Raw genomic sequence first — 21,659 nt, 5'->3', positions numbered from 1 at the left:
ACTAGGGGTCATCCTCCAAGGAGCCGCCCCATGCCGTCGTTCCGCCTGAAGCCCGAGCAGGCCGCGCTGCTCGTCGTCGACATCCAGGAGCGCCTGTGCGCCGCGATGGACCGCGACGCCCTGGACCGCATGCTCGCGCGCACGGGCGCCGCCGTGGAGGGAGCGCGGGCCCTGGGCCTGCCCGTCATCGTCACGGAGCAGTACCCGCAGGGGCTGGGCCGCACGCATTCCCTGCTCAAGCTGCGCCTGGGTGAGTTCAAGCCGCTGGAGAAGATGGAGTTCTCCGCCGCCACGCCGGACGTGCTCTCCGTGCTGGGGGACCGCAAGCAGGTGCTCATCACCGGCATGGAGACGCACATCTGCGTCTTCCAGACGGCGCGCGACCTGGCGGAAAGCGGCCGGGAGCCGTGCCTGCTCGCGGACGCCGTGCTGTCGCGCTCGGAGGAGGACCGCCGCGTGGGACTGGAGCTGTGCCGCGACGCGGGCGCGCGCATCCTCACCGTGGAGTCGGCCCTGTTCGACATGCTGGGCCGCGCGGGCACGCCCGAGTTCAAGAAGGTGTCCGCCGCCGTCCGCTGAAGCCGGGACGACGGCGGCCCACCGCTTACGCCCTGCTCTTGAAGGGCTCGCGCACCAGGCGCACGAGCATCATCAGCAGCACCAGCACCCCGGACAGGACGGTCTGCGAACCGCCCACCGGGAAGTCGTAGAAGTACGCGAACAGGTATCCGCCCGCGCCCGCGATGCCGCCCAGCACGGTCGCCGTGAAGAAGGTCCACGGCAGCCGCAGGTCCAACACCAGCGCGGCGATGGCCGACAGCGTGGAGAACGCGAAGACGGGCAGGGCCCCCAGGGCCCGCGCGCACACGCCCACCATGATGCCGATGGACACCATCAACACCGTGTCCAGCAGCTTCACCGGCAGCCCCTGCACGGTGGCGCCAATGCGGTCGAAGCTCACGAAGGCGATGCCCCGGAACCACCACAGGTGCAGCACCATCAGCACCGCGCCAGCCACCGCCACCGCCTGGAGTTGATCCGGCGTCACCAGCACCGCGGTGCCGAAGAGGATGCCCTGGATGTCGTGCGCCTCCTGCGCGATGCGGTCACCCACCAGGATGGCCGCGCCGCCCGCGAAGGCGAACGCGCACCCCAGCAGACTCTCCCGTGACAGCCGCAGCCGCGCGGGTTCAATCATCAGGAGCAGCGTGGCCGCGACGGACAGCACCACCGCGCCCACCAGTGGGTCCACGTGCACGCCCAGGTGGATCTCCGCGAAGAAGGCCAGGGCCACGCCCAGGCCCGCGGTGTTCGTCACCGCCGCGCTGACGAACACCATGCGCCGCAGCACGACGTAGACGCTGAGGAAGCCCAGCACGCACCCGGCGATGAGCGCGCAGAGGATGGGGTCTCGGAACAGCTCCCAGCCTGCCTGGAACTGTTCCCACTTCGAGAGCTCAAGCAGGGTTGTTTCCACGGTGGGGTCCCTGGGGCGCGGTGTGGCAGTAGTCGTCGCCGTACTGGCGGCGGAAAGCGGGGTGGCAGAACACGGTGCGCGCGTCGCCCATGACGAAGCAGCGGTGCTCGCGGTCCACGAAGAGGATGACGTCGGCGTGCTCGGCGGCGACGGACAGGTCGTGGCTCACCACCACCACGCCCAGGCCGCGGTCATGCGCGAGCGCGCACAGCCGCAGCATCGTCTGCTTCTCCGCCACCGCGTCCATCGCGGCGGTGGGTTCATCCAGCAGCACCACATCCGCCTCGGTGGCGATGACCCGCGCCAGCAGCGCGCGCTGCTTCTCGCCGCCGGACAGGTCGCGGAAGGGCCGCTTCGCGATGCCGCGAGCGCCCGCCGTGTCGAGCGCCGCCTCCACCTTCTGCCGGTCCGTCTTGTTGGGGAAGGGCCGCAGGAAGTTCCACCCGGACAGCCGTCCCCACCCGGTCAGCTCTCGCGTGTGCACGGGCAACAGCGAGTCGATGGCGGACATCTGCGGCACGTACGCGCTGCGGATGTGCGGCGCACCCAGGGCGATGTGGCCGGACACCGGGGGAATCAGCCCCAGCAGCGTCTTGAACCAGGTGCTCTTGCCAGAGCCGTTGCGGCCCACCACCGCCACGAACTGGTGGCGGCGCACCACCAGGTCCATGGGCGGCAGGATGTCCTTGCCCCCGTAGCCGATGACGAGCTGCTCGCACTTCAGCAGCGGCTCGCCAGGCTCCGGCACCGCGGCGCGGTGGCCCCGGTCCAGCTCCGTCTCGTGATCACCGTGAGCCACGGTTCACCTCCGCGGTGGGGCTCAGCGCCGCCACCTTCTCCAAAAGCGCGGTGCGCACCGCCGCGTTCGCGGGCGCATCCAGGTCCACCACGCCATCCGCTCCCACCGTCGCGGCGGACCAGTCCACCGCGTCGAAGAGGGCCGGCGTCAGCTCCAGCTTCAGGCCCAACGCCACGCGCGGCTCATTCTCCCGGTCGGACGGCACGTCCAGAGCGCCGGTGAGCACCGCCACCGGCGTGGCCTCCGCGCCCGTCACCGCCGCGGTGAAGCGGAAGGGCAGGGCGCCCGCGAAGCGCGCAGGCACACGGCCATCGCGCACGCTGCCCGTCATCCGCAGGCCCGTGACGGCCCAGCGTCCGCGGGACAGCGTCGCCTTGCCCAGCTCGCAGGCGGGCTTGCACGTGAGCTCGCGGGTCGCGGGCGCCAGCAGGTCCAGCTCCGCGTCCACCGGCAGGTTGGCCACGGTGACGGTGGTGCTGCCTCCGCCGCCCAGCTCCGCCTGGATGTCCTCGTAGTCCACGAGCGCCCCGGAGTCGCTGTGGCAGTGCCCGTTGTGGCACAGCGAATAGCCCGGCGGTGGCGAGGACGGGTCGAACGTCGTGCTGCCTCCGCCCCCGGAGCTGGCAATCAGGTCGATGCTGCCCAGGCTCACCGTGCCGGTGTCCATGCGAAGCTGGAAGTCGGACGCGAGCGCCTGGTAGCCATCACCCGCATTGCGGCTGGACACCGGCGAGTACGCGGCCTGGACGGAGGGCTCCAGCACCGCGAAGCCTTCGCCCGCGTCGAACGCGCACCCGGACAGCAGCGCGAAGGGAAGCAACCACGCCTTGGAAGAGAAGCGCGTCATGGCGTCATTCCCCCTTCCCGGCGAGGCCCTGCTCCATGCGGCCCACCATCAGCTCCAGGCGCTGCACGTACGTCTGGCCGGAACGGAAGTCGGTGCCGCCGGGCAGCGTGACGAGCGCGGCGGGAATCTTCGACGCCACGAGCTTCGCGATGTTGTCCGGGTAGTAGTCCTCCTTGAGGACCAGCTTCACCTTGTTGGCCTTGCCCTGCGCCAGCACCTGCGCGACGTGGGCCGGGTTCGGCGGGATGCCCGGCTTGGGCTCCAGGAAGGCGATGGTCTTGAAGCCCAGCCAGTCCTGCAGGTACGCCGTCGTGCGGTGGTACGCGATGACGGGCACGCCCTTGAAGCCCGCGAGCCGCTTCTCCCAGCCCGTCTGCGCCGCCTGCAGCTCCTGCGTGAACTTCGCGAGGTTGGCCTTGTAGGTGGCGGCGTTCTTCTCATCCAGCTGCGACATGCGCGCTTCGATGGCGGCCGCCACCTTGAGGGCCTGCCGCGGATCATAGAGGTAGTGCGGGTTGCCGCCGGGATGCACGTCGCCCTGGCTGCGGTCCACCTGTCCGGCGGGGATCTCCTGGAGACTCACGAACCGCGACGCGTCCAGGTAGCCCGCGTTGCCCGTCAGGATGCGGTTGTTGCGCGCGCCCATCTGGAGCGTGGGCAGCCAGCCGATCTCCAGGTCCAGGCCCGCGGCGATGAGCAGGTCCGCGCGGTTGAGCGCGAGCGCCAGGTTCGGCTTGGCGTCCACGAAGTGCGGGTCCTGCGTGGGCAGCGCGAGCGCGGTGACGTCCACCTTGTCCCCGCCCACGGTCTTGGCCAGCGCGGCCAGATCCGGGAGGGTGGCGACGACCTTCAAATCCGCGCGAGCGGGAACGGCGGTGAGGCTGACGACGGCGGCGCACAGGGCGGCGAACAGGCGAAGGGAACGCATGGAAGGGCTCCGGAAGAAGAGGTCAGAACGCATGGGCACCGTGGGCGCCGGTCACGACTTCAAGGGCGAGGAAGGCCGAGTAGTCCGGCGACTCTCGCCAGCCCACCCGGTCCGTGGCGGCCTGCAGGCGCAGGCGGGAGAACTCGGTGGGCCAGAACGTCACCGACGCGGTGATGCGCTGGCGGTCGGAAATCCATTCGGGGTCGAGCGGATCATTCGCCACCCGGCCCTCCAGCGTCTTCGCGGCCGAGCCGAACTCGTAGCGCACGCCCGTGGCCCAGCGGTTGGAGAAGCGCCACACCGTCTGCGCGTAGCCGCCCCAGTCGGACAGCACGTCCTCCGGCACCTGCCTGCGGCGGTAGAGCACCTCCGCCTGGAACACCCACTGCTGCGAACTCTGCGACGTGATGGGCCGGAACTTCAGGTACACGTCCGTGCCGTAGATGCTGGTGTAGTTGCGGTAGCCCGTGGGGTTGGGGCCCGTGGCGACGGACAGGCCCCACAAGAGCGACAGGTCGTCCGACAGCGGGAAGAACTGCTTCACCGCGCCGGTGAGCTGGAAGTCCAGCGGTGACAGCACGCGCTCGGCGGCGGCGCCAAAGAAGCTGCGCGCGGTGGCCTCGCCCGTGGCGTCGGTGGCGCTGCCAATCACCTCCACGTACCAGGGCAGCGGTGTGAGCCAGGAGCCCTCCACGCCCAGGCCGCGGTTGCCCTCCGCGCCGAAGTAGCGGCTCATGATGAAGGGCTGATCCACGAAGTCCCACGCGTGCGGGTGCGTGGCGTTGATGCGGCCGAAGCGGGTGAGGAACTGGCCCGCGCGCACCTGGAGGTTGAGGGGCAGGTCCAGCGTGGTGACGTACGCCTCTTCAATCTCGACGCCGAACTGGCTGAAGACGAGGTTGCTGTCGAAGCGGAAGTACGGGTCCACCACGGAGCCGATGGACAGCTCCAACTGCTGGAGGTTGAAGCCGTTCTTCGTCGGGTCGTGCGCGCCGCCCTGGAGGGGCTCCTTGTTGGAGAAGGCCGCCAGGGCCATGTCCAGGATGAAGCTCAGGTTGAGGAAGTTGGTGCCGCTGGAGATGGCGTTGGGCAGCTTGAGCGGCGTCACGCCGGAGTCGTTCGTCGCGGTGGGTGACACCGGGGACGTGTCGCCGGACGGACGGGCGCGCGTGCTCGTGTCCGTGCCCAGCGCCTTCTCAATCTCCTCCATCTCCTCCGGGCTCAGCGCCGGAGTGTCCTCGGAGGGCGCGGGAGACTCGGAAGGTGGGGGTGACTCGGTGGATGGCGGTGGTGACTGCTGGGCCCACGCCGCGCTCGCGGACAGCTGCGCTGCGAGCACGACGGCGAGGGCGCGGGAATGCCTGCGCGGAAGGGATGACACGGATGTTTGCTCCTCGGAACCGGCCGGCCGTGGAGCATGCGCATGCACGCCCGCGACGACCGTCGACCTGATGACCTGCTTCACGACACGACACGCGGAACTACGCGTGCGTCGGAGGCGAGGCCTTGGGCGCGGTGTCGAGGACGGCGAGCGGCGCGAAGGAACGGGGTGGCGCGGTGGCCGGGTGATTGCTCTCCACGCACGCCGAAGCGGAAGCGACGCCCGAGCCCTGGAGGGCCTCCACCTGCGGGGCGGCCGTGAGCAGCGGGCACGTCTCGTGGTTGAGGGCCGTCGCGTCCGCCACGGCGGGCGGCACGGAGGCGACGACGGGGGCGCGCTCGGAGAAGCGGGACAGCGCGGGGTTCGCGCGCCGAGCGTCCTCTTCGAACGTCTGGTGCTGCGGACAGAACCGGTGCGCGTGCTGCTCCACGTGCAGCGCCAGACCCAGCGGCTGGGCACCCCAGAGCGCGACGAGCAACATCGCGGTGAGGCGGGCAAGGGTGTGGGCGCGCGAGAGCATCTGAGGGTTCCCGGCTGGCTTACTGTCGGCCCCCGGGAGTGTCAAGGCAGCCTGGGTACACCGCCGAAACACGACGACAAGGGAACGTTGTTTTCATTCCAGACGTCCCTCCTGGCCGCATCGGTTAGGTTGGGCGCGCCAGCGTCACGCCCTTCGCGCCAGGAGTTCCGCCGCCCGTGCCTCCCTCCCGTTCCCGTCGCCGCGCCCCCGCCGCCAAGGCCCCGGCCCCTCGCGCCGTGCGCCCCGACCCCGCCGGTATGGCCCGAGCGGTCCGCGACTTCCTCACCGCCGCGGGGCTCGACCTCCAGGACGTGAACCTGTTGGACACACCCACGCGCGTGGCCGACGTGTGGGCGAACGGCTTCCTCGACGGCTACGGCCGCACGCCCGAGGAGGCGCTCGGGAAGACCTACCCCGCGCCCGCGGACTCCTCCGGCGAACTGGTGGTCGTGACGGACCTGCGCTTCCACTCCATGTGCCCGCACCACCTGCTGCCCTTCACCGGCCGCGCGCACGTGGCCTACGTGCCGGGTTCGCGCGTGGTGGGCTTCGGACGCATCGGCGCGCTGGTGGATGTCTTCGCGCACCGGCTCATCCTCCAGGAAGACCTGGCCCGGCAGGTGGCGCGTTCGCTCGCCCGGGTGCTCGACAGTCCAGCCACCGCCTGCATCCTGGAGGCGGAGCAGGCGTGTCTGCGGCTGAGGGCCGACCACCAGCGCGACGCCGTCACCCACGCGGAGGCCTATGAAGGACGCCTGCGCCGCGACGGCCCCCTGCGCCGCGAGCTGTGGGCCCGCCTGGGGGCTCGCACGGGAGCGGGCCGATGAACCCCGCCTCCCAGACCTTCGAGCGGGTGGCGCCCGAGCGCGTGGCGAAGGTGCTGGAGGCCCTGACAACCGTGCTGTCCCAGGGCCAGGTGAAGCGCGACGAGGCCACGCTCGACGCCTACGCGCGCGACGAATCCGACAGCGGCGTGTACCGGCCTGACGCCGTCCTGCTGCCGGAGAGCACCGCGCAGGTGTCCGCCATCTTCAAGGCGTGCCAGGCGCACGGCGTGCCCTTCACCCCCTGTGGCGCGCGCAGCGGCAAGAGCGGCGGCTCGCTGCCCCTGAAGGGCGGCATGGCGGTCAGCCTGGAGCGCATGAACCGCATCCGTTCCATCTCCAAGGAGGACCTCACCGCGGTGGTGGAGCCCGGCGTGGTGACGGGCGACCTGATGAAGGCCGTGGAAGCCCAGGGCCTCTTCTATCCGCCGGATCCGAACTCCTGGGAGTTCTGCACGCTGGGCGGCAACGTGGCGGAGAACGCCGGCGGCCCGCGCGCCCTGAAGTACGGCGTCACGCGCGACTACGTCATCGGCCTGGAATGGGTGATGCCGGACGGCGAGGTGCTGCGGGTGGGCCGGCGCACCATCAAGGGCGTGGCCGGCTATGACCTGGTGGGGCTCTTCGTGGGCTCCGAGGGCACGCTCGGCGTGGCCACTGAAATCACGGTGCAGCTGATTCCACTGCCCCGGCAGGTGATGACCGCGCTGGTGGTCTTCCCCTCCGTGCTGGACGCGGCGCGAGGCGTCTCCGCGGTGCTCGCCGCCGGCATCCTGCCGCGCTGCCTGGAGCTCATCGACGAGGTCGCCGTCCAGGCCATCGTGCACCGGGGCAGCTTCCAGTTCCCCCCGGACGCGGGCGCCGCCCTCATCGCCGAGGTCGACGGCAACACTCCCGAAGGCGTGTTCGCGGAGCTCCAACTGTTGGGGGACATCTGCACCCAGCACGGGGCCACCCAGACCCTGGTGGCCCAGGACGAAAGTCAGCGCGAAAAGCTGTGGGCGGCGCGGCGGATGATTTCCCCGGCACTGCGCGCGCTCAAGCCAGCCAAGATTTCCGAGGACATCGTGGTACCCCGCTCGAAAATTCCCGAGATCATCGAGCGGCTGAAGAAGATGGGCGCGGAGCTGGGGCTCACCGTCGCCACGTATGGCCATGCGGGTGACGGCAACCTGCACGCCAACATCCTGTACGAAGGTCCCAGCCAGCGCCCCCTCGTGGACGAGGCGCTGCGCCGCATGCTGGTGCTCACCGTGGAACTGGGGGGCACCATCACTGGTGAGCACGGCGTGGGGCACGCGAAGCGGGAATATCTGGCGCTGGAGCAATCGCCCGCGCTGTTGGAACTGCAGCGCCGCCTGAAGGTCTTTTTCGATCCATCAGGTCTGCTCAATCCCGAGAAAATCTTCCCCGCGCTCAAGCGTTGAAGACTTCGTGACCGGAAACGTAGGTGCTGTCCCACCCGACACGTCACGCGCTTCCAAGGGCCCGGAAGTGCGAGTGCGTGACGGGCATTTGACAAGGGTGAGAGGGCGAAACGCTCTTCTTGGAAGGAATGAGAAACCCTTTCCGCCGTTGCGCGTCCTAGTGACAGGTGGACGCGGTTCGTCGGGGGATTCATCGCGTCCGGCAGTTTCGAACGGAAGGACGGGAAATCATGGCCAACTCGACGAAGTTCGCGGCAGAGGGCCTTTCGCATTACCTGCGTCACCTGGGCGGCCACCAGCAGCTCACGCGTGAACAGGAGTACGAACTGGCTCGCCAGGCCCGCAAGGGTGACGAGAGCGCCCGACAGACGCTCGCCAGCTCCAACCTCGCTTTCGTGGTCGCCGTGGCGAAGAAGTTCGCCAACCGCGGGGCCCGCCTGGACGACCTCATCCAGGAAGGCAACGTCGGCCTCATGAAGGCCATCGAGCACTTCGACCCGAAGAAGAACGTGCGCTTCGCCACCTATGCCGTGTGGTGGATCCGCGCCTACATCACCCGCTATCTGAAGGACAACCGCAGCCAGGTGCGCGGCGGTGAGGCGGAGCGCGGCAGCATGGTGGACTTCTCGCTGGACGCCACCATCGACGAGGAGGGCGAGACGACCTTCCTCGACCGGCTGGAGGACGGCGGTCCCTCCCCGCAGGAGACGTTCCTCTCCCGCGAGCAGGACACCGAAATCCAGGATGCCCTGTCCAAGGTGCGCAAGCGCATTGGCGACCTGGGCTGGGACATCCTCCAGGAGCGCCTCACGCAGGACAAGCCGCTGACGCTGGAGGAGCTGGGCCAGCGCTGGGGCGTGTCGCGCGAGCGCGTGCGTCAGGTGGAGCTGAAGACGAAGAACTTCCTGGAGCGCTACCTCATCGCCTTCAACGAGAACGAAGAGCACACCGCCACGGCCGACGCGGCCTGAAGCGCAAAGCGCGAAGGGCGGCATCTGTTGCATCGATGACGGGACCTGGCGGGGTGTTCGCACCTTGCCGGTCCCGTCTTCTTTTTTGCCGCGCTGCGTCTGGCACGTTCGGTTGATGGTAGGCGAGCGTGCGTGCTAAGGCTTTTCGATGCGCTTGAAATTGCTTGCCCTTTGGGTGCTTTGGGCCATCCCGGCGAACGCTGCGGATCCCGCGCTGCTCGACCAACTCGACGCGTTGTACGCGAAGCGCAGTGACGCGGAGTCCGTGAAGGCGCTGGACAAGGACGTGTCCGAGGCGCTGAAGGCCGCGCCGGACGACTTCGAGCTGGCGTGGCGCAAGGCGCGCATCCTCCAGTGGCAGGCGGACGGGGCCACGGAGAAGAAGCTCAAGATGGTCCTGGGCAAGCAGACCTGGGAGGCCGGGGACAAGGCCTCCAAGCTCCAGCCCGCGCGCGTGGAGGGCTACTACTTCGCCGCCTGCGGCATCGGTTCCTACTCGCAGGCCGTGGGAATCATGAAGGCGCTGGGCGACGGGCTGGAGGGCAAGTTCAACGAGCGCCTGGACACCGCGCTGAAGATCGACGCCACGTACGAGTACGGCGGTCCCTGGCTGGTGAAGGGGCGTTATTTCTATGAGCTGCCCTGGCCGAAGCGGGACCTGGGCAAGTCCGCCGAGTACTACCAGAAGGCCATCGCCAGGTTTCCGCAGTCGCTGCGCGCGCACTACTACCTTGCCGAGACGTTGCTGAAGGACGGCAAGGCGAAGGAGGCGAGCGCGGCCGTCGAGAAGGTCAAGCAGGGAAGCACCGCGTACAACCCCGCGGAGGGGCAGCGCGTGCAGCAGTGGGCCAAGAAGGTGGATGCCGACATCCAGGAGGAGCTCAAGTGAGGGCAGAGAGTCAGGTCACGACGGCTCCCGCAGCGGGCGGGACGCAGGAGCAGAACCTCGTCCAGTTGCTCGTTCAGCGGGCACAGAACGCCTCCAAGGTAGGCGTGACGCACAAGAAGGACGGACGCTGGCAGGACGTCACGTTCGCGCAGGTGCTGGAGGACGTGAAGGCGCAGGCGGCGGGCCTCATCGCCCAGGGCGTTCAGCCCGGGGACCGGGTGGCCATCTTCGCCAACACCAGCTTGCAGTGGATCATCGCGGACCTGGCCATCAGCGCGGCCCAGGCCATCACGGTGCCCATCTATGGCTCCAACACGCCGGATGAGTGCCGCTACGTCCTGAACCACTCGGAGACGAAGGTCCTGCTCGTCGACAACGACGAGAAGGACGCCAAGCAGGCGGGCCGCCTGTCCCGCGTGCGCTCCAAGCTGGCGGACATCCCCTCGCTGCAGAAGATCATCGTCTTCGAGGGACCGATCTCCGGCGACAAGGAGCTGTCGCTCGCGGACATGGTGGCCTCCGGCAAGGGCATCCCCCAGGCCGCCGAGTCCGCGTTCACCGAGCGCGTGTCGCAGGTGAAGTTGGACGAGACCAACATGCTCGTCTACACCTCCGGCACCACGGGCGACCCGAAGGGCGTCATCCTCACCCACGGCAACTGGGCCTACGAAGCGAAGGCCACCCAGGCCATGGGCATGATGAAGCCGGACGACTCCGTCATGCTCTTCCTGCCCCTGGCGCACGTGTTCGCCCAGGTGGTGAAGGCCGCGTGGCTGTCCATGGGCTTCCGGCTGATCATCGCGGAGTCGGTGGACAAGCTGCTCGCGAACCTGGCGGAGACGCGCCCCACGGTGCTGCCGTCCGTGCCGCGCGTGTTCGAGAAGGTCTACAACAACGTCGTGGCCAACGGCTCGGCGGCGCCCGGCGTGAAGGGCAAGCTCTTCAAGTGGGCCTTCGGCCTGTTCGACGAGTACTCCGAGGCCAAGGGCCAGGGGCGCGAGTACGACACGCTGATGTTCAGCCTGGCGAAGAGGCTCGTGTTCTCCAAGGTGCGCAAGACACTCGACGAGAAGCTGGGCGGCAACATGCGCATCTTCATCTCCGGCGGCGCGCCGCTGTCCCGGAAGATCGCCTACTTCTTCGACCTGCTCGACCTCAAGGTGCTGGAGGGCTACGGCCTCACGGAGACGAGCGCTCCGTGCAACGCCAACCGGGTGGAGAAGATCAAGATCGGCACCGTGGGCCCGCCGGTGCCGGGCACGGAGATCAAGATCGCCGCGGACGGTGAGATTCTGGTGCGTGGCCCCTGCGTGATGAAGGGCTACTACAAGAACCCCGCCGCCACCGCGGAGGTGCTGGATCCGGACGGCTGGTTCCACACCGGTGACATCGGCGAGGTGGACTCCGACAGCTACCTGCGCATCACCGACCGCAAGAAGGACATCATCGTCACCGCGGGCGGCAAGAACGTGGCGCCTCAGAACATCGAGAACACGCTCAAGACCTTCCCGCTCATCAGCCAGGCCATGGTGTACGGCGACAAGCGGCCGTTCCTGGTGGCGTTGATCACCGTGTCCGAGGACCCGGCGCGCAAGCTGCTGGAGGACAAGGGCATCGCGGTGGGCACCTACGCGCAGAACTCCCAGCGGCCGGAGATCAAGGCGGCCGTCGAGGAGATCATCAAGAAGGTGAACGCGGAGATTCCTCCGTACTCCAGCATCAAGAAGATCGCCGTCATGGACGCGGACTTCACGCAGGAGTCCGGTGAGCTCACGCCCACCCTCAAGGTGAAGCGCAAGGTCGCCAGCCAGAAGTACATCAAGACCATCGACGCCATGTACGAAGGCGCGAAGGTCATGGACTGACGCACCAAAGCCCGACGCCCGTCCGAGGCCGCTTTCGAGCGGTCACGGTACGGGCGTCACGGGTGAACGTTCAGCGATGTCTTTTGACGTCAGGGGCGGGGCCTTCCCGGGCCCACCCGGACGGCAATCAGGCGTGGTGGCTGGGCGACTTGGCGGCGACGTCCTTGTCCACGGTGGTGGACGCGGACAGCGTGCCGGGCTTCTTGTCGCCAGCGTCGTCCTTCTCCTCGTCGCTGGAGAAGCCGCGCTTGAAGTTGCGGAGCGCGCTGCCCAGGGACGAGCCGAGCTGCGGCAACCGCGAGCCGCCGAACAGCAGCAGCAGCGCCGCGAAAATCAGAAGAATCTCAGGAAGCTTCAATCCCATGGCTTCGCTCCTCACGAAATGCGCGAGGGAGCATACCGGTGGGAGGTGGGTCGCGCTAGCAACTCCGCCGGCCAGGGCTCACGCCTGCCAGCCCGCTGGATGCCCGAGTTCCGCTGGAAGCGATAAGGGCAACGTGAGGAAGAGCGTGGTGCCGCCCTCGTCCGCCTGGGCGCCCACCTGGCCGCCGTGGGCCTCCACCTCCTGCCGGGCCAGGAAGACGCGCAGCGGATCCTCCAGCTTGCGCTCGCGGAAGGCGCGCTCCTCGCACTGGAAGACAGCGGTGATGTCCTCTTCCGGAACGGCCGCGCCGTCGCGGCGCACCTCCACCCGCACCTGGTGACCCATGCGCTCGGCGCGCACGTGGAGCGCCTCTCCCGGCTGCGCGCGTGCCAGCAGGTGGTGCACGAAGGCCTCCACCGCGTGCTGGATGCGGCCCGCGTCCACCGTCACGTCGGGCAGGTCCGGCAGCGTGTCCAGCACCAGCTCCACGTTGGCGGCGGACGCCGCGGCCCGCGTGCGCTCCACCGCGGCATCCAGGATGGGCAGGAGCGCCTGGCGCTCGCGCTCACACGCCAGCGCGCCCAGGTCCGCGCGGCTGGAGTCGAAGAAGTCCTGGGCGAAGGAGAGCGCCCGGTCCGCGTTGCGCAGGATGGTCTCCAGCCCCCGCTGCGCCTTGGGCTCCAGCGGGATGCGCCCGTTGAGCAGCAGCGCCGCGTACGAGCGGATGTTGGCCAGCGACCCGCGCAGGTCGTGCGACGCGAGCGAAAGGAATCGCACGCGGTCCTCCACGCGCTCGCCTGACGGTGAAGCCTGAGGCACCTGGGGTGAACCCGGCTCCGCGCTCCAGGGCACCGGCAGCGCCCAGACCAGCCGCCCGCCATCCTCCAGCGGCTCCTCGCCCACCAGCAGCGTGCGGTCCTGGCGCTCCCACAGGTTGCGCTCGCCGTCCTTGCGGCGGAAGCCCACGGCGGCCATCAGCCCGTCGATGCCTGTCACGGCCGGCAGGGGAGGCAGGGCCTCCAACCCCAGGTAGTCCAGGAGCAGGGGACCGAGCAGGCGGGGTGTCCCTTGACGGGGCAACAGCGCGAGCCCCGGTGCGGTTTCGTTGCCTCCAGCCGTCTCCCCCATCCACCTCACGCGGACCTCCCCTGGCCGAGCTTCGAATCACCGGAAGGGTGGGCAGTGACTGTCGGTTTTGCAACGGGCTCCCACTCCGTCCGCGGGACCCTTGATTTCTTGCACCCGGGGGGCCAGTGATGGTGGAAGATCGACCTCCGGAAGCGGTATCGAGGAGACACCTCTGACCTCGCTCAACGCACAGCATGCTGAAGCACCCGTAGTGCTCGTCGTGGACGATGATCCCGACATCCTGGAGGCCCTCTCCGAGATCCTGGAGGCCGAAGGCTTCGAGATCCGCCGTGCCCGCAACGGCAAGGAGGCCCTGGAGCGCCTGGAGCCGGACCCTCCGCACCTCATCCTCCTGGACCTGATGATGCCGGTGATGGACGGCTGGGAGTTCGCCCAGCGCATGCGCCAGAAGCCTGCCTTCGCGGGCATCCCCATCATCGTCCTCAGCGCGGACCGCAACGTCGGCAGCAAGGCGAAGGACATTGGCGCGATGGGCCACCTGGCCAAGCCCTTCGAACTCAACGACCTGCTGTCGATGGTGCGACAGTCCCTCAGCCCCTCGGCGGACACCTCTCGCGTCTGAGCACGCCTCCCGTGGCCGTGCTTGACCGGGGCGGTGGGGCACCACTACGGTCCGCGCAGGGCTGATTCACCAATCAACGCTGAACCCAAGGAGCGAGTCATGGCGACCGCGAAGGACATCATCGAGGGGCAGATTCCCGAGAAGCTTCAGGCGAAGCCGGAGCTGGCGAAGGACATCAACGCCATCATCCACTTCGACGTCTCCGGCGACGGTGGCGGCAAGTGGACGCTGGACACCACCAAGACGGAGGGCTGGGTGTCCGAGGGTCTCAACGGCGCGTCGAAGATGACCGTCACGGTCAGCAACGACGACTTCGTGAAGATCCGCGAGGGCAAGCTGAACCCGCAGATGGCCGCCATGCAGGGCAAGCTCAAGTTCAAGCCGATGGACATGGGCCTCGCCATGAAGCTGGCGAAGCTGCTGTCCTGAGCCTCTGAGTCTCGTGTCGTACCGACGGCGCGTCACCCTGATGGGGACGCGCCGTCTGCATGTCTCCATCTCCCCCTGGAGCCCCCTTTCATGTCTGAGCCGTCTTCCCCCCTCGCAGGCCTGCGGGTGTTGGACCTGTCGCGCCTCTTGCCCGGCCCGTACGCGACGCTGGTGCTCGCGGACCTGGGTGCCACCGTGGACACGGTGGAGGACCCGGACGTGGGGGACGCCACCCGCCACATGCCGCCGCACCGCGAAGGGGAGGGCGCGCTCTACTACGGGCTGCACCGCAACAAGCGCTCGCTCACGCTCAACCTCAAGACGCCCGAGGGCCGTGACGCGCTCCTGCGCCTGGTGTCCCACTACGACGTGCTGGTGGAGAGCTTCCGCCCTGGCGTCATGGACAAGCTGGGCGTGGGCGAGGCGGTGCTGCGTCAGAAGAACCCGCGGCTCATCTACTGCGCCATCTCCGGCTACGGCCAGACGGGGCCGGACCGGCTCAAGGCGGGGCATGACCTCAACTACGTGGCCCGCGCGGGCCTGCTGGGCTACGGCGGAGAAGCCGGTGGCGCACCCGCGTTCCCGGGCGTGCAGATGGCGGACATCGGCGGGGGAAGCCTCTTCGCGCTGGTGGGCATCCTGGCCGCGCTGCACGAGCGCGAGCGCACCGGCGTGGGCCGCCTCGTGGACGTGTCCATGACGGACGGCGCGCTGGCGTTCCTCCACCTTCACCTGGCCTCGCGCCTGTTCATGGGGACGGAGGGCTCACCGCTCCAGCGTGGAAGCGAGGCGCTCAACGGCGGCTTTCCCAGCTATGGCCTGTACCGCACCGCGGACGACCGCTGGCTCGCGGTGGGCGCGCTGGAGCCCAAGTTCTTCGGCTCGCTCTGCGCGAAGCTGGGCCGCCCGGAGCTGCTGGACGACGCGTACTCCGGCGGCGAAGCCGGCGCGCGCGTGAAGGCGGAGCTCACCCGCGTCTTCGCGAGCCAGCCCCTGGCGCACTGGCGTGAGCAGCTCTCCGGCGCGGAGTTCTGCGTGGAGCCGGTGGCGGAAGGCGACGAGGTGCTCGCGGATCCGCAGCTGCGCGCGCGCGGCCTCTTCGTGGAGACGGATGATGCGCAGCGCGGCATTCGCGTTACGCACCTGCTCACGCCGCTGCGCATGGGCCACGTCGCACTGCGTCCACCGCCCACGCTCGGACAGCACTCGCGCGTCATCCTGGAAGACGCAGGTTTCACTGCCGAAGAAATCTCGCGCCTGATTGCATGAATGACGCGTGAAACGAACCCGTGAGGACGGGTTCGTACGCGGATCCAAAGTGACCCGTTGATGATTGACAGGTCTGGAGCCACAGTTAGTCTTTCCTGTTTTAGACTGGGAAATCGACTTTCAAGCCCTGGGAAGGAAGGTCCCCCGTGCCCGACGCACAGGAGCTCGAGTCATATATCCGACGGAAGTTCGCGGAAAACGTGGGTTTCACGGAAGAAGAGTTGTTTTCCGAAGACCTCACACTGGCGGCGCTGATTACACGCTCAGAGCGCATGACCAACAGCGTGGACTTGATGGAAGCCTTTGCCCGCACCTCCAACGGGTTGCGCAAGGATTATGGACTGAGAGTTCGCCTGCCTGCACTGTCCCTCGATACACCCGTGTCCAAGGTCCTGGCGGTGTTCATGGGTGAAGTCACGAACCCGGAGCGGAAGTCGGCATGAGCGTCCTCGCGCGCAGCCTCGAGCACGAAGAAGCGACCGTCGCCCCCCCCAAGGTCCTCTCGCCCGAAAGCCGCCCGGCCATCCAGGCGGAGCTGTACGAAGCCCTCACCCAGCGGGGGCAGTCCCTGGTGGACATCACCTGGGAGCAGCAGCGGCTGCACGAGTCGCGGCGCTGGAGCGTGGTGGAGCTGCTCTCCCACGTGGACTTCGCGCACGTGGGTGAAGCCGACCGGCACCTGGTGTGGAACGCGGGGCGGGCGGAGCTGACGACGAAGCCGGGCGCGGACCGGCTGGAGCGGCTGGCGGATCAGGAGTGCCGCCGGTGGCAGGAGAAGAACCCCACCGTCGCCTCCATCATGCAGGCGTGCGGCACGTGGAGCCGCTACTGGAACGAGGAGGAGGCGCACCACGAGACGGCGTTCAACCGCCTGTCCTCGGTGCTGGGGCTGGAGCCCATCACCGACGCCACCTTCATCGAGTTCCGCAAGGTCTTCCCCGACGACGACATGCTGCGCACGCTCACGCTGCTGTCCATCTCCGAGGTGGTGGCGGCGGTGGACTACGGCCAGTGCTCGCAGATGGTCCAGGACCCGGGGCTGCGCGCCCTGTTCAAGCAGGTGGCCGCGGACGAAGTGCAGCACATGAACTACTTCATCGCCTTCGCCAAGGCGCTGGTGGACAGCGGCGCGTACAAGGCCAAGGAGGCGTTCGCGGTGGCGTACCTGTTCCTGCGCGACGGCGGCGAGGTGCACGGCAGCAAGCGCGAGCGCGTGGAATCCCGCGACACCCACGTCAACTGGTGGGATCAGCTGGAGCACCGCGAGGGCTTCTACGCGCCGGACGCGCTGCGCAAGAAGGAGCAGCTCATCTTCCACGCGCTCAAGCGCATCACCGGCATCACGGTGGCGTCGCGAGAGGAGCTGGAGGACACCTGGATGGACCTCGTCGGGTGTTGATGGGCCTGGGCCACGACCTCCAGGCCATTTCGGAGCTGGAGGCCGCACGGGCCCTGCGGGAGCCGGACGTCTTCTTCACCGCCGCGGAGCTCGCCCACTTCGAGCGCGCGGCGGATCCGGTGCAGAGCCTGGCGGCGGGCTTCAGCGCGAAGGAGGCCCTCTTCAAGGCGCTGCCCGCGGTCGCCGGTTGGTTCTGGACGGACGCCGAGCTCGTCCACGACGCCCGGCACGCGCCGCGCTTCCAGTTTCACGGCACGCTCGCGGAGTACCTGGCGCGCGAGGGCCTGCAGGTCTCTGTTTCGCTGTCGCATAGCGGAGGGTTCGTCTCGACGGTGGTCATCGTGACGCGCGCTCCGTCCCCCTGAAGTCGCTGTCATCCCCCTGGCAGCCGAAGGACATCCCCCCCGTGCACTTCGAAGAGTCGTCACTCACGCTGCGCGTGCGTCCCAATGACCTGGACATCCTGGGGCACGTGAACAACGCCACCACGCTGGAGTACCTGGAGGCGGGCCGGTGGGCCTGGCTGGAGCGGCAGGGGCTGACGCGCGGGGGGCCGGTGGTGGCGGTGGTGTCGCGCGTGGAGGTGGACTACCGCCGGGAGATTCCCCCGGGTGACGTGGTGGTGCACACGGAGCTGGAGTCGCCCGCGGCGGACGAGCTGGAGCCGGACGGCCTCAACTACCGCGCGCGGTTCCGTCAGCGCGTGTTCCTGACGGTGGGCGGGCCGGTGGCGGTGGAGGCGCTGGTGAGCGTGGCCTTCCTGGACGCGCGGGCCCGGTCGCTCGCGTCGCTGCAGCAGTTCCTGGACGCCGCGCGCGCCCCGGTGGCCCCTGTCGAGGATCCGCGCCCATGAGCACGAACGTGAAGCCGGAGCTCGCGTCGCTGGAGTTCTGGGTGCCCACGTCCCAGGAGCACGCGCTGCACGTCGTGGAGGCGCGCCTGTCCGGGACGCCGGACTCCGCGCCCGGCATCCTCTTCGTGCCGGGGCTGTTCTCCGACGGCCGCTTCTTCCTGGGCGGGCAGGGGGATGGGTTCGCGCGCGCGTTCGTGGACGCGGGCTGCGTGTCGTACGTCGCGTCCCTGCGCGGGCATGGCAAGAGCCGCTGGCCCGCGAAGCGCGCGTACGACTGGAGCTTCGACACGTACGTGCGCCACGACATCCCGGACCTGGTGCGGGCCGTGCGCGCGCGTCACACCGGGCCGTTGTTCCTCCTGGCCCACAGCATGGCGGGCTACGCGGCGCTGGCGGCGCTGGGGGTGGACCCCTCGCTCCAGGCGTCGCTGTCCGGCGTGTGCACGCTGTCCTCGGCGGTGAACGACTACAGCGACGGCGGGTTCAAGAAGCGCTTCCAGCTGGGCTTCTCATCCACGGTGGCGGGGATGTTGGGACGCTTCCCTGCGAAGGCGCTGAAGCAGGGGCCCTGGGACGAACCGGCGGGCGTGATGCGGCAGTTCACGGACTGGGCGCCCACGGGCGCGTTCCGGAGCACGGATGGCGCGACGGACTACTGGAGCGCGCTGGGCAACGTGACGCTGCCAGTGTTCGCGGGCGTGGGCGCGGCGGACGTGTTCCATGCGTCACCGCAGCGCGCGCAGAAGTTGGTGGCCCACCTGGGCAGTGCCCGCAAGGATCTGTTCGTCCTGGGGCGCGCGCAGGGGCTGAGCTGGGACGCGGGCCATTTCGACGTGGTGCGCGGAGAGCGCGCCCGCGCGGAGGTGCTGCCTCGCGTGCTCGCGTGGATGCGCCAGGTGGCGCCCTCGCACTGAAGGATTGAAGGACCCGGAGGAGGGGAGGCTTTTCACATGCTCGACATCATCCAGCGGCTGGAGTCGGCGGATCCGCGACGCGGCCTGTTTCTCTACGACGACTTCATCGGGCCGCCGGAGTTCGTGCCCTACCGGGAGTTCGCCTCCCGGGTGGCCGGGGCGGCGGAGCACTTCCGTGCGCACGGCGTGGCGCCGGGCACGCGCGTGGTGCTGCCCTTCGAAACCTCCTCGTCCGTCATCTTCGCCTTCCTGGGGCTGATGGAGCTGGGCGCGGTGCCCCTGTCCGTGAAGCCATACATCCTGAGCACGCCGAAGGGGCCCTACCGGGACTTCCTCGCGCGCATCCGCGAGCGCTATGGCGCGCTGCTCTTGCTGGACGTGCCCAGCATTGCTGGACTGGAGCTGCCCCTGGAGCGCCTGCCGCCGCCGCCCACGGGCGCGAAGCGTCCCGGTGTGAAGCTGCGCGAGGTGGCGCCCGGGGAGGTGGCGTTCGTGCAGTTCTCGTCGGGGTCCACGTCGTTCCCCAAGGGCGTGCCCATCACCCAGGAGAACCTGGCCGCGAACCTGCGGATGATCATCCGGCACGACAGCCGCACGTCCGAGGACCGGGTGACGAGCTGGCTGCCGCTCTACCACGACATGGGACTCATCGGCGGGCTGCTCACCTGCATCACGGTGGGCAATGATCTGCTGTTGGCCCAGCCCGCGTCGTTCCTGATGGACCCCATGGGCTGGCTGGAGCTCATCTCCTCCGAGAAGGTGATGGGCTCCGTCATCCCCAACTTCGCCATCGACTACGCGCTGAAGTCGCTCAAGTCGGCGGACGCGGATGACTTGAAGCGGTTGGATCTGTCACGCGTGCAGAGCATCTACCTGGGCAGCGAGCCCATCAACATCCCCAACCTGGAGCAGTTCCTGGACATCCTCGCCCCGTGCGGCCTGCGGCGCGACGTGTTCATGCCCTGCTACGGCATGGCGGAGACGGTGCTGATGGTCGCGAGCGTGCCGCCGCGCCAGACGGTGCGCGTCATCACCGCGCCCAACGGCCAGCCGGCCATCTCCGTGGGCCGCCCGCTGACGGAGTTCGAGGTGCGGCTGCGCGCGGAGGACGGCCGGTTGTGCGGCGAGGGCGAGCTGGGCGAAATCGAGCTGCGAGGCGGCAGCCTGGCGCCGTCGTACTTCCTGGACGACCGGCCCCTGCGCGGCGACGACGGCTTCTACGCCACGGGTGACCTGGGCTTCCAGAAGGAGGGCGAGCTCTTCATCACCGGGCGGATCAACGACCGCATCAAGGTGAACGGCCAGAGCTTCTTCTCCGCGGACTTCGAGCAGGCCGTGGAGCGGCTGGGCTTCATCCGCCCGGGCCGCACCGCCGTCATCCAGGTGAAGGGGCGCCTGGTGGTGCTGGCGGAGGTGAACCACCCGTCCGCGTTGGAGCGCCTGGAGGACAGCCGCAAGCAGGTCTGCCAGTCGGTGCTGGAGACGGTGGGCGTGACGCTCGCGAAAGAGGACGTCCTCTTCATCCGCTACGGCCAGCTCCAGAAGACGAGCAGCGGCAAGCTCCAGCGCCGCGCCATCACGGAGGCCTACGAGCAGGGCCGCATCCGCACCGTGACGCCCATGGAGCTGCGCGCGGACCTGCTCCAGATGCGCGCGCAGCGGCTCGTGCTGGGCTCGGTGATGGTCGCGCGGCAGCGGGGCCGCCGGTGGATGGCCTCCGGGAAGGCGGCGCTCTCCGCGGGGCTCCTGCGGCTCAAGCCAGGAGGCCAGCGTCAGGACGGGCCCTGAGCGGCTCCCGAGCTTCGGGTCTCAACGGGCCTTCGCGGAGGCCCACAGGTCCCAGCCGCGCGCCGCGTGGCACGCATCGCCCACCAGGTCCAGGGCGAGCTGGGGCTGCGTCTTGGTCAGCGCCTCCGTGTCGCGGAAGGCGCCCGTGGCCTCCAGCCTGAGCGTCGCGTGTTCCAGCGCGGCCTTCGCCTCCGCCACCGCCCGGGCCTGCGCGGGCGTGGGCTTCCAGCCCGTCTCGTCCCGGTAGCGCCCCAGCGCCTCCAGGAAGTGGCCGTGGAACTTCACCATCTGCACCAGCACCGGGACGCGGTACGCGGGCGCGGCGGTGAGCGCGGCCTCGTACTGTTTCGCCTCCGAACCCAGCCGGTACACCAGCACGTCCACCTGCGCGTCCAGCCGCGAGCCCCACGCCTTGCGCACGGCGGGGAAGCGCGCCCAGCCCGCGACGGCCTGGAAGAAGTGGAGCCCTCCACACGGGTGCGCGTAGATGCCCTGCTTGTTCTTGGGCACCTGGGGAAGGCCCGCCTTCATGCCCCGGAGCAGCTCCGCGTTCGCGGACTCCAGCGTGGCGAGCGCGGTGTCCATCACCGCGTCCATGCGCACCGTCTCTCCCGCGCCGTTGACGAACGAGCCCCCGGGCTCCAGCACGTGTGACAGCGCGTCCAGCGCCCACGCTCCGTCCGGCGACGCGGCGAGCGCGGGGCGGAAGTCGTGCTGGAGCGACGCCACCAGCTCCCGCAGCGTCACCTTGCCCCACGCCGTGGGGAACGCATGCGAGCGGGGGTAGCCCGCGAGCAGGAAGGTCTTCACCTGGAGCGCCGGGTGGGGCTCCACGGGCGTGCCGTCCGGGGTGAAGGCGTCGAAGAAGTAGCGGGCCGTGCCTCCCTCGTCGGGGGCGTCGCGGCGCAGGAACCCCGCGACGATGGCGTCCGAGGCCGCGCGGCCATCCCGTGCGCGGAAGGCCTTCCCGTCCAGGTCCATGCCGTGCGCGAGCGCCCAGGGTC

At 69.1% G+C, this 21,659-nt stretch carries 24 protein-coding genes; 15 read left to right on the top strand and 9 right to left on the bottom strand.

What is annotated here, in order from left to right; all coding sequences use genetic code 11:
• Positions 1 to 30 precede the first annotated feature (30 nt).
• Complete coding sequence (locus tag D7X99_RS00250; protein ID WP_120578130.1) at positions 31 to 579, top strand: isochorismatase family protein; 549 nt, start codon at positions 31 to 33, stop codon at positions 577 to 579.
• 25 nt (positions 580 to 604) lie between these two features.
• On the opposite strand, the gene D7X99_RS00245 is transcribed toward D7X99_RS00250, so the two are convergent.
• From D7X99_RS00245 to D7X99_RS00220, 6 genes are all read right to left on the bottom strand, one after another.
• A complete protein-coding gene (locus tag D7X99_RS00245; protein WP_121775930.1) occupies positions 605 to 1,477 on the bottom strand; it encodes a metal ABC transporter permease in 873 nt (290 codons plus the stop codon).
• A complete protein-coding gene (locus D7X99_RS00240; protein ID WP_169825119.1) occupies positions 1,458 to 2,276 on the bottom strand; it encodes a metal ABC transporter ATP-binding protein in 819 nt (272 codons plus the stop codon). The genes D7X99_RS00245 and D7X99_RS00240 overlap by 20 nt, the downstream gene beginning before the upstream one ends.
• Entirely contained in the window at positions 2,263 to 3,123 is an 861-nt protein-coding gene (locus D7X99_RS00235) for a hypothetical protein (protein ID WP_121775929.1), read from the bottom strand. Before D7X99_RS00235 ends, D7X99_RS00240 begins: the two co-directional genes overlap by 14 nt.
• Before the next feature lie 4 nt (positions 3,124 to 3,127).
• Entirely contained in the window at positions 3,128 to 4,051 is a 924-nt protein-coding gene (locus D7X99_RS00230) for a metal ABC transporter solute-binding protein, Zn/Mn family (RefSeq protein ID WP_121776029.1), read from the bottom strand.
• Positions 4,052 to 4,073: 22 nt separating this feature from the next.
• On the bottom strand, positions 4,074 to 5,432 hold the full coding sequence (locus D7X99_RS00225; RefSeq protein ID WP_121775928.1) for a zinc-regulated TonB-dependent outer membrane receptor: 1,359 nt from the start codon (positions 5,430 to 5,432) through the stop codon (positions 4,074 to 4,076).
• A 100-nt stretch (positions 5,433 to 5,532) separates the two neighbouring features.
• Positions 5,533 to 5,952, bottom strand: a complete 420-nt coding sequence (locus D7X99_RS00220; RefSeq protein ID WP_120578126.1) for a hypothetical protein — start codon at positions 5,950 to 5,952, stop codon at positions 5,533 to 5,535.
• Between the two features lie 257 nt (positions 5,953 to 6,209).
• On the opposite strand from D7X99_RS00220, the gene folE reads away from it, so the two are divergent.
• The 5 genes from folE to D7X99_RS00195 all read left to right on the top strand — a co-directional run bounded on the left by folE (position 6,210) and on the right by D7X99_RS00195 (position 11,928).
• On the top strand, positions 6,210 to 6,779 hold the full coding sequence (folE, locus tag D7X99_RS00215; RefSeq protein ID WP_126935947.1) for a GTP cyclohydrolase I: 570 nt from the start codon (positions 6,210 to 6,212) through the stop codon (positions 6,777 to 6,779).
• Entirely contained in the window at positions 6,776 to 8,203 is a 1,428-nt protein-coding gene (locus D7X99_RS00210) for an FAD-binding oxidoreductase (protein ID WP_121775926.1), read from the top strand. The genes folE and D7X99_RS00210 overlap by 4 nt, the downstream gene beginning before the upstream one ends.
• Before the next feature lie 230 nt (positions 8,204 to 8,433).
• Positions 8,434 to 9,174 (top strand): RNA polymerase sigma factor RpoD/SigA, encoded by a 741-nt coding sequence (locus tag D7X99_RS00205; RefSeq protein WP_120565939.1) that lies wholly within the window; start codon positions 8,434 to 8,436, stop codon positions 9,172 to 9,174.
• A gap of 148 nt (positions 9,175 to 9,322) precedes the next feature.
• Positions 9,323 to 10,063 (top strand): tetratricopeptide repeat protein, encoded by a 741-nt coding sequence (locus D7X99_RS00200; RefSeq protein WP_121775925.1) that lies wholly within the window; start codon positions 9,323 to 9,325, stop codon positions 10,061 to 10,063.
• A complete protein-coding gene (locus tag D7X99_RS00195) occupies positions 10,060 to 11,928 on the top strand; it encodes a long-chain fatty acid--CoA ligase (protein WP_121775924.1) in 1,869 nt (622 codons plus the stop codon). The genes D7X99_RS00200 and D7X99_RS00195 overlap by 4 nt, the downstream gene beginning before the upstream one ends.
• Positions 11,929 to 12,055: 127 nt before the next feature.
• Here the strand turns inward: D7X99_RS00195 and D7X99_RS00190 are convergent, their stop codons facing one another.
• A complete protein-coding gene (locus D7X99_RS00190) occupies positions 12,056 to 12,292 on the bottom strand; it encodes a twin-arginine translocase TatA/TatE family subunit (RefSeq protein WP_121775923.1) in 237 nt (78 codons plus the stop codon).
• 78 nt (positions 12,293 to 12,370) lie between these two features.
• Positions 12,371 to 13,420 (bottom strand): sensor histidine kinase KdpD, encoded by a 1,050-nt coding sequence (locus D7X99_RS00185; RefSeq protein WP_121775922.1) that lies wholly within the window; start codon positions 13,418 to 13,420, stop codon positions 12,371 to 12,373.
• A 211-nt stretch (positions 13,421 to 13,631) separates the two neighbouring features.
• Between D7X99_RS00185 and D7X99_RS00180 the strand changes: the two genes are divergently transcribed.
• The 9 genes from D7X99_RS00180 (at position 13,632) to D7X99_RS00140 (ending at position 20,655) form a co-directional block, all read left to right on the top strand.
• The gene (locus D7X99_RS00180) at positions 13,632 to 14,003 is read left to right on the top strand and encodes a response regulator (RefSeq protein WP_169827494.1); all 372 of its coding nucleotides are present in this window, start codon (positions 13,632 to 13,634) and stop codon (positions 14,001 to 14,003) included.
• A 99-nt stretch (positions 14,004 to 14,102) separates the two neighbouring features.
• Positions 14,103 to 14,432: an SCP2 sterol-binding domain-containing protein gene (locus tag D7X99_RS00175; RefSeq protein ID WP_120576076.1), complete on the top strand. Its 330-nt coding sequence runs from the start codon at positions 14,103 to 14,105 to the stop codon at positions 14,430 to 14,432.
• A 90-nt stretch (positions 14,433 to 14,522) separates the two neighbouring features.
• The gene (locus D7X99_RS00170; protein ID WP_121775921.1) at positions 14,523 to 15,701 is read left to right on the top strand and encodes a CaiB/BaiF CoA-transferase family protein; all 1,179 of its coding nucleotides are present in this window, start codon (positions 14,523 to 14,525) and stop codon (positions 15,699 to 15,701) included.
• 146 nt (positions 15,702 to 15,847) lie between these two features.
• A complete protein-coding gene (locus tag D7X99_RS00165; RefSeq protein ID WP_121775920.1) occupies positions 15,848 to 16,144 on the top strand; it encodes a hypothetical protein in 297 nt (98 codons plus the stop codon).
• Positions 16,141 to 17,100, top strand: coding sequence for a ferritin-like domain-containing protein (locus D7X99_RS00160; protein WP_121775919.1), 960 nt, complete (start codon positions 16,141 to 16,143; stop codon positions 17,098 to 17,100). Before D7X99_RS00165 ends, D7X99_RS00160 begins: the two co-directional genes overlap by 4 nt.
• Complete coding sequence (locus tag D7X99_RS00155; protein WP_121775918.1) at positions 17,100 to 17,465, top strand: holo-ACP synthase; 366 nt, start codon at positions 17,100 to 17,102, stop codon at positions 17,463 to 17,465. The genes D7X99_RS00160 and D7X99_RS00155 overlap by 1 nt, the downstream gene beginning before the upstream one ends.
• A 41-nt stretch (positions 17,466 to 17,506) precedes the next feature.
• On the top strand, positions 17,507 to 17,953 hold the full coding sequence (locus D7X99_RS00150) for a thioesterase family protein (RefSeq protein WP_120576071.1): 447 nt from the start codon (positions 17,507 to 17,509) through the stop codon (positions 17,951 to 17,953).
• Positions 17,950 to 18,867, top strand: a complete 918-nt coding sequence (locus tag D7X99_RS00145) for an alpha/beta fold hydrolase (protein ID WP_121775917.1) — start codon at positions 17,950 to 17,952, stop codon at positions 18,865 to 18,867. Before D7X99_RS00150 ends, D7X99_RS00145 begins: the two co-directional genes overlap by 4 nt.
• Before the next feature lie 36 nt (positions 18,868 to 18,903).
• Positions 18,904 to 20,655 carry an AMP-binding protein gene (locus D7X99_RS00140; RefSeq protein WP_121775916.1) on the top strand — a complete coding sequence of 584 codons (1,752 nt, stop codon included), beginning with the start codon at positions 18,904 to 18,906 and terminating at the stop codon, positions 20,653 to 20,655.
• Positions 20,656 to 20,676: 21 nt separating this feature from the next.
• Here the strand turns inward: D7X99_RS00140 and D7X99_RS00135 are convergent, their stop codons facing one another.
• Positions 20,677 to 21,636: a hypothetical protein gene (locus D7X99_RS00135; protein WP_233613013.1), complete on the bottom strand. Its 960-nt coding sequence runs from the start codon at positions 21,634 to 21,636 to the stop codon at positions 20,677 to 20,679.
• Positions 21,637 to 21,659 lie beyond the last annotated feature (23 nt).

This window comes from Corallococcus sp. AB032C, from assembly GCF_003668935.1.
Classification (GTDB): domain Bacteria; phylum Myxococcota; class Myxococcia; order Myxococcales; family Myxococcaceae; genus Corallococcus; species Corallococcus exiguus.
The sequence above is the reverse complement of the archived record's forward strand: the minus strand, read 5'-3'. Positions and strand labels throughout refer to the sequence as shown.

What these genes read in the sequence shown, in the direction of transcription:
- D7X99_RS00250 (WP_120578130.1), top strand. Translation starts at nt 31, where the DNA reads ATGCCGTCGTTCCGCCTGAAGCCCGAGCAGGCCGCGCTGCTCGTCGTC.
- D7X99_RS00235 (WP_121775929.1), bottom strand. Translation starts at nt 3,123, where the DNA reads ATGACGCGCTTCTCTTCCAAGGCGTGGTTGCTTCCCTTCGCGCTGCTG.
- D7X99_RS00230 (WP_121776029.1), bottom strand. Translation starts at nt 4,051, where the DNA reads ATGCGTTCCCTTCGCCTGTTCGCCGCCCTGTGCGCCGCCGTCGTCAGC.
- D7X99_RS00220 (WP_120578126.1), bottom strand. Translation starts at nt 5,952, where the DNA reads ATGCTCTCGCGCGCCCACACCCTTGCCCGCCTCACCGCGATGTTGCTC.
- folE (WP_126935947.1), top strand. Translation starts at nt 6,210, where the DNA reads ATGGCCCGAGCGGTCCGCGACTTCCTCACCGCCGCGGGGCTCGACCTC.
- D7X99_RS00210 (WP_121775926.1), top strand. Translation starts at nt 6,776, where the DNA reads ATGAACCCCGCCTCCCAGACCTTCGAGCGGGTGGCGCCCGAGCGCGTG.
- D7X99_RS00205 (WP_120565939.1), top strand. Translation starts at nt 8,434, where the DNA reads ATGGCCAACTCGACGAAGTTCGCGGCAGAGGGCCTTTCGCATTACCTG.
- D7X99_RS00200 (WP_121775925.1), top strand. Translation starts at nt 9,323, where the DNA reads ATGCGCTTGAAATTGCTTGCCCTTTGGGTGCTTTGGGCCATCCCGGCG.
- D7X99_RS00190 (WP_121775923.1), bottom strand. Translation starts at nt 12,292, where the DNA reads ATGGGATTGAAGCTTCCTGAGATTCTTCTGATTTTCGCGGCGCTGCTG.
- D7X99_RS00185 (WP_121775922.1), bottom strand. Translation starts at nt 13,420, where the DNA reads ATGGGGGAGACGGCTGGAGGCAACGAAACCGCACCGGGGCTCGCGCTG.
- D7X99_RS00175 (WP_120576076.1), top strand. Translation starts at nt 14,103, where the DNA reads ATGGCGACCGCGAAGGACATCATCGAGGGGCAGATTCCCGAGAAGCTT.
- D7X99_RS00170 (WP_121775921.1), top strand. Translation starts at nt 14,523, where the DNA reads ATGTCTGAGCCGTCTTCCCCCCTCGCAGGCCTGCGGGTGTTGGACCTG.
- D7X99_RS00160 (WP_121775919.1), top strand. Translation starts at nt 16,141, where the DNA reads ATGAGCGTCCTCGCGCGCAGCCTCGAGCACGAAGAAGCGACCGTCGCC.
- D7X99_RS00155 (WP_121775918.1), top strand. Translation starts at nt 17,100, where the DNA reads ATGGGCCTGGGCCACGACCTCCAGGCCATTTCGGAGCTGGAGGCCGCA.
- D7X99_RS00145 (WP_121775917.1), top strand. Translation starts at nt 17,950, where the DNA reads ATGAGCACGAACGTGAAGCCGGAGCTCGCGTCGCTGGAGTTCTGGGTG.
- D7X99_RS00140 (WP_121775916.1), top strand. Translation starts at nt 18,904, where the DNA reads ATGCTCGACATCATCCAGCGGCTGGAGTCGGCGGATCCGCGACGCGGC.
- D7X99_RS00135 (WP_233613013.1), bottom strand. Translation starts at nt 21,636, where the DNA reads ATGGACCTGGACGGGAAGGCCTTCCGCGCACGGGATGGCCGCGCGGCC.